The organism is Bacillus cereus group sp. BfR-BA-01382 (assembly GCF_022663475.1).
Lineage (GTDB): Bacteria > Bacillota > Bacilli > Bacillales > Bacillaceae_G > Bacillus_A > Bacillus_A thuringiensis_S.
In genome coordinates this window covers 19,458-31,168 of record NZ_JAKUFQ010000065.1, presented here as the reverse complement: position 1 = coordinate 31,168, position 11,711 = coordinate 19,458, and the positions used below count along the sequence as shown (strand labels likewise).

Below are 11,711 nucleotides of genomic sequence, written 5' to 3'. Positions count from 1 at the left end.
AAAATAATACGACGAATGTTTTTTATTTGTAAATTTTAATATCATATTATTCAAAAGTAAAATAATATTTGATATTATTTTATTAAATCAATTTCAACAAAATAACCAATAAAAAAGAGGACGCAGGTTGCGTCCTCTTTTTTATAAATCTTTCACTCGTAATACACGCATTGCATTTAACACTGCAAGTAGTGTCACACCAACATCTGAGAAAACAGCTTCCCACATTGTTGCAATACCAAAGGCACCAAGTAATAGAACGATCCCTTTTACACCTAAAGCAAAGATGATATTTTGCCACACTATACTTCTTGTGCGTTTTGCAATTTTTACAGCTGTCGCAATTTTTGAAGGCTCATCAGTCATAATAACGATGTCTGCCGCTTCAATTGCTGCATCTGATCCTAAACCACCCATCGCAATACCAACGTCTGCACGGGCTAATACTGGTGTATCGTTAATACCGTCACCAACGAAGGCAATTTTTTCTTTTCCATGCTTCGCTGCATCAATTTTTTCAATCTCTTCTACTTTTTGTTGCGGTAGTAATTCCGCATGAACTTCATCTAAGCCTAATTCTTTACCGACAGCTTCACCAACTGTTTTTGCATCACCAGTTAACATTACTGTCTTTTTAATACCTAGTTCTTTTAACTTTTGAATCGCTTGTTTCGAATCCTCTTTTACCTCATCAGAAATAACAATATAACCTGCATATTTTCCATCTATAGCAACGTGAACTAATGTACCTACTGTTTCTGGTTGTTTAAATTCAATATTTTCTTTTCTCATTAATTTTGCATTACCTGCAAAAATTTCTTTTCCTTGTACTTTTACGACTGTACCGTGACCAGAAATTTCGTTATAATCATCGATTATTTTTTCATCAATTGATTTTCCATATGCCTTTCGAATAGATTGGGCAATTGGATGGTTAGAATACACTTCAGCAAATGCCGCATACTCTAATAACTCTTCGCTTGTAGTACCTTCGCTCGGTTCCATTTTTGTAACTTTGAAAACACCTTTTGTTAATGTTCCTGTTTTGTCAAAAACAATATATTTTACATCATTTAAAGCTTCTAAATAGTTACTACCTTTTACTAACACACCACTTTTAGATGCACCACCGATACCTCCAAAGAATCCAAGAGGAATGGATACAACTAACGCACATGGACAAGAGATTACTAAGAACACTAAAGCTCTATAAATCCACTCAGAGAATGTAGCCCCTTCTAAAATAAGCGGTGGAATAAACGCCATGATCGCCGCTGTAATAACTACAACTGGAGTGTAGTAACGCGCAAACTTCGTAATAAAGTTTTCTGTTGGTGCTTTTTTACTGCTTGCATTTTGAACTAAATCTAAAATTTTCGATACAGTTGATTCACCAAATTCTTTTGTAACTTCAATTGTCAACACGCCGTTTTGGTTCACAAAGCCACTTAATACATCATTTCCAACTTCAACTTCACGTGGTACAGATTCACCAGTTAATGCTGAAGTATCTACCATTGATGTTCCTTCAATTACTTTTCCGTCTAATGGTACTTTCTCACCTGGCTTAACGATAATATAATCGCCAATTTGTACATCTTCTGGTGATACTTGTTTCGTTTCATTTCCAACCTTTACATTCGCATAATCAGGACGAATATCCATTAATGAAGTAATTGATTTTCGAGAGCGGTTTACCGCAATGCTTTGGAATAGTTCTCCTACTTGATAAAATAGCATTACTGCTACAGCTTCTGAATATTGCTGAATTGCAAAAGCTCCTACAGTTGCAATTGCCATTAAGAAGTTTTCATCAAATACTTGGCCACGAGTTATGTTTTTTACCGCTCTCCAAACGATATCTCCACCTATTAATAAATAAGCAAGGACGAATAACGGAATTGTTACCATTTGTGGTAAGCCCGCTAATGCAGCAATTGCCGTCAAAATTCCGCCAACCACTAATCTCCCTACCATCTTTTTCACATTTGCTTCACCATGATCGTGACTATGTCCGTGGTCATGACCGTTCTTCTCTTCACGAACAACTTTCACATCTGGCTCTAACTTTTGAACGACATTTGTTATATTTGCTACAGTCGCTTCTAGTTCTCTTTTATTCGCAACTTCTACTCGTAGTTTCTTCGATACGAAATCAACAGTTGCTTCTGAGACAGCTGGCATTTCCTTAACTTTATTTTCAATTTTCATTGCACAGTTCGCGCAATCTAAACCTTCTAATATAAATACTTCTTTAGCAATTTTATTTTTTTGTTCTTCTTGCACTTTAATATGCGGTTCTAATTTTGTAACGAGTTGTTTTGCTTCCGTAACAACTTCGTTTTCTTTATTTTGTGCTGTTTCTAAGATCATTGTCTTTGTTGCGAAGTTTACAGAGCAAGAATTTACTCCTTCTATATTCCCAACACCTTTTTCAATTTTCATTGCACAGTTCGCACAATCTAAACCTTCTAACATCAATTTCTTTTTCACTAATGCTTCAGCCATCGTTCTCCCTCCTCGCGTTCTTTTTATTCTTCTTCGTTTACGTGCTCAAACGCTTGCTCGAAGATATGAATTACGTGCTGATCAGCTAACGAATAATAAACAACCTTTCCTTCTTTACGATTCTTTACAAGTTTCGCTTGCTTTAACACACGAAGCTGATGCGAAATAGATGATTGTGTCATTCCTAATAAATAAGCTAAATCACAAACGCACATCTCAGCTTCAAATAGCGCATGTAATATTCTCGTACGTGTACGGTCACCTAATACTTTAAATAGTTCTGCTACTTTACTTAAACTTTCATCAGTTGGAATTGTTTGTTTTACTTGCTCAACAACTTCTTCATGAATTATCGTTTGAGAACATGTCTCTTGTGGTGTTTCTACTTTATTTCCAGCCATTATAGCTCACCTCTTTAATTGAACATATGAACAATCATTCATATATTTTATACTCTTATTATATGAGCACCTGCTCATATGTGTCAATGAAATCTGAATTTTTTTATGAACATTTCGTTCACATTTTAGTAAGGCATATACATATTTTCCGCATCCTCTATATTCTCATACAAAAAAGGATGTACAATTCGCACACCCCTTTTTTTCATATTCCGACATAAAAATTCAACAAAGTAATATATGTTCCCTTTATTTCAACAAAAGAAAAAGCCTTGCGCGCTCCCTAGACGCACAAGGCTTACTGTGTTATATCCCTTTAATTAGCTTGATCTAAATTATCCTGCGAACTGCTATCGTCTTTTAAATGACTATGTTTTTTCGAATAAACAAAGTATACAACTACTCCAATTGCTAACCAAATACCAAAGTATATCCATGTTGTTAACGGTAAATTTACCATTAAGAATAGACAACATGCAATTGAAATAATCGGTAAGATCGGTACAAGTGGTACCATAAATCCACGTTGTAATTTCGGATGCGTTTTACGAAGAATGATAACAGTTACACCAACCATGGCGAATGTTAATAACGCTCCAATATTCGCTAAATTCGACAATTCTTTTAAATCGATAAATCCAGCAATTAAAGCACTACCAATTCCTGTTAACCAAACTGAAAATGTTGGCGCTTCAGTCTTCTTGTTAATTTTCGCAAAAGATTTTGGTAATAAACCATCACGGCTCATTGCGAAGAATACACGTGTTGTCGCATAAATGTAAGCGAAAATTACAGCCATAATACCAATTACAGCTCCAATTGCAATTACACCAGCCACTTTATCTTGTCCTACAACTTCTAACACATACGCCATAGCTTCAGGTACATCTAATTCCTTATAAGAAACCATACCTGTCATAACGAGACAAACTACAACATAAATAATTGTACAAATAACTAACGAAGCAATAATACCAATTGGTAGATCACGTTGCGGATTTTTTACTTCTTCAGCAGAAGTTGCTAATGCATCAAATCCTAAGAAAGCAAAGAATACTGCTGCTCCCCCTGCGAACACTCCACTTAAACCGTAAGGTGCAAATGGTATCCAGTTTTCTGGTTTCACGTAGAATACACCAACTGCAATGAATAAAACAACAATACCAATTTTAATTAATACCATTATGTTATTCACACGCTTACTTTCTTTCGTACCGCGTGATAATAACCAAGTTATCACTAACGTAACAATAACTGCTGGTAAGTTTACCATACCACCTTGCGCTGGAATCGTTAGCAACGCTTTCGGAATTTCAAGTCCCAGCCCACTCACTAAATTATTGAAATAACCCGTCCATCCGCCAGCTACTGCGGCAGTCGTTACGACATATACGGATAACAATGTCCATCCCATTAAATGAGCAACAAACTCACCAATTGTTGCATACGAATATGTGTACACACTACCTGAAACAGGAAGTGTAGATGCAACTTCTGCATAACATAATGCTGCAAATCCACAAACAATTGCTGCAATCATAAATGAAAAAATAACTGCTGGACCAGCATCTCTTGCTGCTACTAATCCAGTTAATACTAGAACTCCTGTACCAATTATCGCACCAATCCCTAGCATTGTTAGGTCAAATGCCCCTAGCGTTTTCGTCAAAGTTTTACTTTTACTTTCCCCTAACAATTGCGTAACGGATTTCTTTTTAAATAGGTTGGCCACGATGTATGCCCCCTTTTGCCAAGAAGAGCTAAGAGATCTTCACTCTTAGCTCTTATCATGTTGTTTTATATATTGTTCGATTTTGTTTTGTATAATGCTTCTATTAGCAAGATACTGTCTTTGCTTCTAATAATTCTTTAGCACCTTTGTACTCTACACCGTGAGCTTCTGCAACTGCTTCGAATGTTACATAGCCATCTAATGTGTTAATACCTTTTAGTAATGCAGAGTTACCTAGGCAAGCTTCTTTGTAGCCTTTGTTAGCAATTTGTACTGCATATGGTACTGTTACGTTTGTTAATGCAAGAGTTGATGTACGTGGAACCGCACCTGGCATGTTTGCAACTGCATAATGAACAACGCCGTGTTTTTCGTAAGTTGGGTTATCATGAGTTGTAATACGGTCAGTTGTTTCGAAAATACCACCTTGGTCAATCGCGATATCTACAACAACAGAACCTGGTTCCATTGATTTAATCATTTCTTCTGTTACAAGTTTTGGAGCTTTTGCACCTGGGATTAATACTGCACCGATTACAAGATCAGACTCTTTAACAGCTTCTGCAATATTGTAAGGATTAGACATTAAAGTTTTTACTTGGTTTCCGAAAATGTCATCTAATTGACGAAGACGTTCTGCGCTTAAGTCGATGATTGTTACATCCGCACCTAGTCCAACTGCAATTTTAGCAGCATTTGTACCAGCTTGTCCACCACCGATGATTGTTACTTTACCACGTTTAACCCCTGGAACACCTGCAAGTAAGATACCTTTACCGCCTTTGTTTTTCTCAAGGAATTGTGCACCAATTTGTGCAGCCATACGACCAGCTACTTCACTCATAGGTGCAAGTAATGGTAATGAACGGTTTTCTAATTGTACTGTTTCATATGCGATAGAAACAACTTTTTTCTCGATTAAAGCTTTTGTTAATTCTGGCTCTGGAGCTAAGTGTAAGTATGTGAACAAGATTAAGCCTTCACTGAAGTGTTTGTATTCGCTTTCAATTGGTTCCTTAACTTTCATAACCATTTCCATGTTCCAAGCTTCTTCAGCTGTATCAACAATTTTTGCTCCCGCTTCAACATACTGAGCGTCTGTGAAACCAGATCCTAAACCTGCACCCTTTTGAATGAATACTTCGTGATTGTTACGAATTAAATGTACAACACCTGCTGGTGTCATTGCCACACGGTTTTCGTTATTTTTAATTTCTGCTGGTACCCCAATACGCATAATGAAATGCCCCCTTATAATTAACAGAAAAAAGAGATTCTTTTTTCTTTTTGTAATAATTAATAACTTATGTCCTTATTCTAGCATAACTTAAAAGTTATGAAAACGCTAACATACCATTTTCCTAAAGTTTTTATATTTAGAATAGTGTAAATATATAAAACATTGATTCTATTAGGGGTTTTGTGTCATTCCATTATCTTTCACTCTATTTTTATTATACTATTTCAAAATAAACAGCAATCATTTATTATTTGACAATAATGTAACAATGTAAGAAACCTAAGCGATAACGTATACATATACAGTTATTACTTTACTCAATACTTTAGAGATATATTCTTTTCACAAAAAAACAGCTGCTAGCATTTAGCTAGCAGCTGGGTAACTTATAAATAACTTAGAAAATAAATCATCTGTCGTTTCAGTAATTTTATCAAACAGATCACTTTCTTCCGCTTCTTGCTCTTTTAACATCTTAATTGTTTCACGTGCATCTTCAGGATAATCGGTTATGATACCATCTACGTTTAACTTATAATATGCCTTTAAATTTTCCATATCATTTACTGTCCATACGTAAATTGGTTTGTTTAACTTCCTTGCTTCTTTTACTAATTTCTTATTTAACATATATTCTTCTGCTACGTAAAAGTCAGCCTTCACATTCTTTAAGTTAGCTCTACTTGCATACAATATATACCCTACTTTTATATCTGGATTTGCACGTTTAAACTCTTTAATAAGTGGATAGTGTAACGTTTGAATTACACATTGCTTCTCAAATTCATTATCTTTAATCGTTTTTAAGACTTTGTTTACAAAATCTTTTTCGCCCCCATGAAGCTTCACTTCTATATTAAGTTTGATTTTGCCATTTGCTAGCTTAATGATTTCATCAAGTGTACTTATTTGTCCTGAAAGTCCATCTTGACTAAGGGTAAGCTGCCTTAACTCAGCCATCGTTAAATCTGACACATGCACATTGGCATTGGCAAGACGCTTCAGCTTCAAATCATGTATAACCGCTAGTTCACCGTCTTTCGTTTGTAATACATCTATTTCAGCGTAGTCTGCTTTTGCATCAATAGCACCTTGCACAGCTTCTTTCGTATTTTCTACGCCTTTTGATATATACCCGCGGTGCGCCATAATAATTGGTTCTTTATACGAATTTGAAATAAACGTTACAATGAAGGCAACAACCATTCCAGCAGTAATAATCCCCACAATATATACGCCAATAAATTTCCAACGATGTTTTTGGAAGAAACATTTATCTGCTTTCGTTTTCGAATAATCTAATCCTTCTTCTAATAAAACATCTTCAACCGGTACCTTTTGTAAGTATAATCGCGTAATCGCCATAATATAAAATGGCGTCACGATAAAACTAAATAAATACAATGTACTCGTTAAAAATACAGAAATCGTTGATTCTGCTAATAATGCAAATGTTCCTTTCGGATTTGTAAATTCATAAACACCCCATAGGCACAATAAATATATTCCCAAAAATACGACATATACAATTCCAATTGAAATAAAAAATCCTACTAAAAAGAGCAGTACTTTAAAAAAGCTTTCCTTTACTAAAGTTGCACTTTTACGTGCTGCCACGCGAAATGATTTTTGCTCTAAAACAACAATAGGTAGAACGAAAATCCATCGAAGATTTATATACGCGACTACAGCAAAGAACGTGTAATAACCAACTTGTCCCATCGTTGTCTTAAACAGTTCTCCTGTAATGAAGTTAGGAATTTGAATTTGCGGGATTAATGCCGTTTCATATCCCATATTTAAAAGAGGCAACAATACGACAGCATATAAAATAAATCCTGGTAAGCAATATGTGAAAAGAGTAGGTAAATACGTTACCGTTTTATATAAAATCGGACGTAATTTCACCTTCTGTCTTTTATGAGCGAAATACGAAATAATAATAAGCACCGCAAATTCTGTAAAGATAAGAAACAGTGCTAACAATGACAAAATTACGATTGCTAAGATGCCATAAGGCGTCTTTAAAAACGCTAATAATTCATCATTTGTCGCATTTGCATAACCACCAAAATACAATAATTTATTAAAAATGATTCCAAATAGTGGAACAAACACAATCGCTGCTAATAATTTATAAGCAAGTTGAAAAGTTAATACATTCCAAAAAGCAAATTTAACTGTTTGAAAGGAATGTCTCATTACTCCTGGTATAGATAGTTTTTTACGGTGTTGCATATACTCCTCCAAATTCTAAAACGGTATTTGAGATGGATTCCATATTTCCAGTTCTAATCCATCTTTTTAATAATAATATATTCCGCTTAACAAGAACACTCTTATACATATAATGAAAAAAGTGATGGCTACTTCCCATCACTTTTTCATTTATTCTATTTTTTCTCTAGCCCTTGTCCAAATGCTTTCAAGAAGCTAAAACCGAATGTAATAGCTCTATTGATATCTGGATCTTTTAATACTTTAAAGAAATCCATCACTTTTGTTTTTTTACCACAATTTAATTCATCTGTTGCAAATTGCAATCCTGTAACTAAACTTGACGTAATTTGCTTCGTTATTTCTGGGTCAACTGAAGATAACGCTTCTCCTGCCCCCATCATATTATTTAACGCATTTTTAACGGGTTCACGATTTAATTGCTCCACAGCGATTTTTGAAACATCTTCCTTCGCAGCAAGTAAACTAATTGCCGCATCTAATATACCAGCCTTCTGCAACTGTGCTAAAAGCTGCATCGTTTCTTCTACTGCTTCACGATTATTAGATAGCTCATTTAGAAGTTCATCTGCTACTTGCTGTTTCTGTTCTTCCTCTGTTACAACTTTCTTTTTAATTACAGTAATTTCTTTCGCCACTATCTCCGCCCCCTAGTCCACAAGTGATACGTATTGTTTTCTTTGCCATTTTTGCTCGATTTCAACACCGTTTTGCGGATTACGCTTTTTATCTCTCGGGTTTGAAGATGGTAACGGACGATTCCCTTTTTCACGTAGTACACGCATCTTTACCATCGTTTGTTTGTACGCTGGTGTACATGTATAAAGATCTGTCGCCGTTCCAGTTAAAATATTGATTGCCTCTTCATTTACCGTTGCATGCATCGGTAAATATAGCTCTTTCCCCGTTACACGATCTGTAACAAGTGCCTGTACTTTAATTTTCCCAAATGGTGATGCTAATTCTACAAGACCACCATCTTTCACATTGCGCTCTAGGGCAAGTTCAGGCGAGATTTCAACGAACACTTCAGATACTTTAGATAAAATACCAGCCGATTTATTCGTCATATTCCCTTCATGGAAATGTTCTAACATACGACCATTATTTAAAAGTAAATCATACTCATCTGGTGCTACAACTGGTGGTACCCATTCATCTAATGATAGACGAGCTAGTTTATCCGGGAAGTTAAATCCGTCCACATATAATAGCGGTGTATCACTGCCATCATGGCTACCCCAACATAAACTATTCCATCCTTCTAAACGATCGTATGTTGCCTGAGAATATAAAGGTGCAAGCGATGCGATTTCATCCATGATTTCACTTGGACTTTCATAATTCCAGTCCCCGCCAAGTGCACGAGCTACTTTTTGTAAAATCCACCAGTCTGGCTTTGAATCACCAAGCGGCTTCAATACTTCATATAATCTTTGAATACGGCGCTCTGTATTCGTAAATGTTCCCTCTTTTTCTAAGCTTGGTGCTGCCGGTAAAATAACATCAGCAAAACGAGCTGTTTTCGATAAGAACATATCTTGAACAACAAGGAAATCTAAATTCGCTAAAATATGTTGTACATGGTTGGCATTCGAATCTACTAAAGCCATTTCTTCACCCATAACATACATACCACGCAGTTTCCCTTCATCTGCCGCCAGTAACATTGCAATATTATTTAAGCCTGGTGCTTTCGGAATTGTAGTACCGTATGCTTTTTCAAATTTCGCACGGAGCGCATCATCTGAAACTGCTTGGTAACCTGGAAGCCAGTTTGGTAATGTTGCCATATCACAAGCGCCTTGTACGTTATTATGTCCGCGTAATGGATATGCTCCTGCACCAGGACGACGATAGTTACCCGTAACAAGCAATAGATTTGAAATTGCTGCTGAAGTTGTACTTCCTCCAGTATTTTGAGTTACACCCATTCCCCAAAGTACACAAGTACCATCTGCTTCATATACCATACGAGCCATTTCTTTCAGATTTTCTTTCGAAATCCCCGTAATTTCTTCTGTATAATCAAGCGTATACTTTTCTACCATTTTGCTATATTCATCAAAATTCTTCACATTTTCAGCTATGAACTTTTTATCGTGCCAATCTTGATCAATAATATATTTCGTAATACCAGCGAGCCATACGTAATCAGTTCCTTGGCGCGGATGAATGAATAAATCCGCACGCTCTGCCATTTCATGTTTACGAAGGTCTGCCACAATTAATTTTTGGTCATGTAATTTATGAGCACGTTTTACACGCGTTGCAAGTACAGGATGTCCTTCTGTTGGATTTGCTCCAACGATAATGACAAGGCCTGCTTCCGCAATATCTTTCACTGTTCCAGCGTCCCCGCCCATACCGACAGTTTTAAATAAACCGTCTGTTGCTGGAGATTGACAATAACGGGAACAGTTGTCTACATTATTCGTTCCATATATTTGACGGGCTAGTTTTTGCATAAGATAATTTTCTTCATTCGTTACTTTCGAAGAAGAAATAAACCCAAATGCATCACTTCCATATTCTGATTTAATATGCTGCATATTGGATGCAACAACTTCCAGAGCCTCTTCCCATGAAGCTTCAACAAACATATCTCCTTGGCGAATTAATGGCTTTGTAATACGATCTTCACTGTTTACAAAATCCCATCCAAATTTGCCTTTTACACATGTGGAAATACCGTTAACCGGCGCATCTGAAACAGGCTGCACTTTCAAAATGTGGCGGTCTTTCGTCCATACTTCAAATGAACAACCTACACCACAAAATGTACAAACTGTTTTTGTTTTATTCACTTTCGTCTTACGCATCGCAGCCTCTACTTCTGAAACTGCTAAAATACTACTATATCCCGGCTCTACATCCTTTACAAAATCAATCATCGGATCTAACACATCCGGTTTCAATCCTGTCATGAATCCAGCTTCACCCAGCATTGTTTTTTCCATTAACGCATTACATGGACATACTGTTACACACTGCCCACAACTTACACAAGATGAGTCATTTATACTTACACCATTGTCCCATATAACACGTGGACGGTCTAAGCTCCAATCAATTGATATAGTTTCATTCACTTGTAAGTTTTGACATACTTCTACACACTGCCCACAAGCAATACATTGATTTGGATCATATCGATAAAATGGATGTGACATATCCACTTCACACGCACTTACTTTTGGCTCATACGGATATTTCTGTTCCTCAATTCCCATCATATGTACTGTATTATGGACTTTACAGTTACCATTATTGTTATCACAAACGGTACAATACAATAGATGATTCTCTAATATTCGATCCATTGCCTCAGTCTGTGCCTCTTTTGCACGCTGGGACTGTCTTTCGATATGCATACCGTTCTCTAATTTCGTTGAACAAGCACGCAATAACTTTCCATTTACTTCTACAATACACGTATCACAAGTTTGAATTGGATCTACTTCTGGTACATGACAAATTTGAGGATGTTCCAAATTACTCTCGTTAAATAATTGTAGTATCGTCTTTTCACCTGATGCAGAAAATTCTTTACCATCGACGGTTACACGGACTGTCTGTTCTGCCATAGTTT

Annotated in this window: 7 protein-coding genes; all 7 read right to left on the bottom strand. The window is 36.2% G+C overall.

The features are described 5' to 3' along the window. Positions 1-141: 141 nt before the first annotated feature. The 7 genes from MR160_RS22185 to fdhF all read right to left on the bottom strand — a co-directional run bounded on the left by MR160_RS22185 (position 142) and on the right by fdhF (position 11,706). Positions 142-2,508, bottom strand: coding sequence for a heavy metal translocating P-type ATPase (locus MR160_RS22185; protein WP_000796565.1), 2,367 nt, complete (start codon positions 2,506-2,508; stop codon positions 142-144). 23 nt (positions 2,509-2,531) lie between these two features. Continuing rightward, positions 2,532-2,909 carry an ArsR/SmtB family transcription factor gene (locus tag MR160_RS22180; protein WP_000918378.1) on the bottom strand — a complete coding sequence of 126 codons (378 nt, stop codon included), beginning with the start codon at positions 2,907-2,909 and terminating at the stop codon, positions 2,532-2,534. Between the two features lie 316 nt (positions 2,910-3,225). After that, positions 3,226-4,641, bottom strand: coding sequence for an amino acid permease (locus tag MR160_RS22175; protein ID WP_001284899.1), 1,416 nt, complete (start codon positions 4,639-4,641; stop codon positions 3,226-3,228). 103 nt (positions 4,642-4,744) lie between these two features. Continuing rightward, a complete protein-coding gene (ald, locus tag MR160_RS22170) occupies positions 4,745-5,878 on the bottom strand; it encodes an alanine dehydrogenase (RefSeq protein WP_001219743.1) in 1,134 nt (377 codons plus the stop codon). A gap of 369 nt (positions 5,879-6,247) precedes the next feature. Further along, complete coding sequence (locus MR160_RS22165; protein ID WP_001164710.1) at positions 6,248-8,119, bottom strand: glycerophosphodiester phosphodiesterase; 1,872 nt, start codon at positions 8,117-8,119, stop codon at positions 6,248-6,250. Between the two features lie 155 nt (positions 8,120-8,274). Continuing rightward, positions 8,275-8,757: a helical membrane plugin domain-containing protein gene (locus tag MR160_RS22160; protein ID WP_001040538.1), complete on the bottom strand. Its 483-nt coding sequence runs from the start codon at positions 8,755-8,757 to the stop codon at positions 8,275-8,277. Positions 8,758-8,769: 12 nt separating this feature from the next. Beyond that, positions 8,770-11,706, bottom strand: a complete 2,937-nt coding sequence (fdhF, locus tag MR160_RS22155; RefSeq protein ID WP_000840671.1) for a formate dehydrogenase subunit alpha — start codon at positions 11,704-11,706, stop codon at positions 8,770-8,772. Positions 11,707-11,711: the final 5 nt, after the last annotated feature.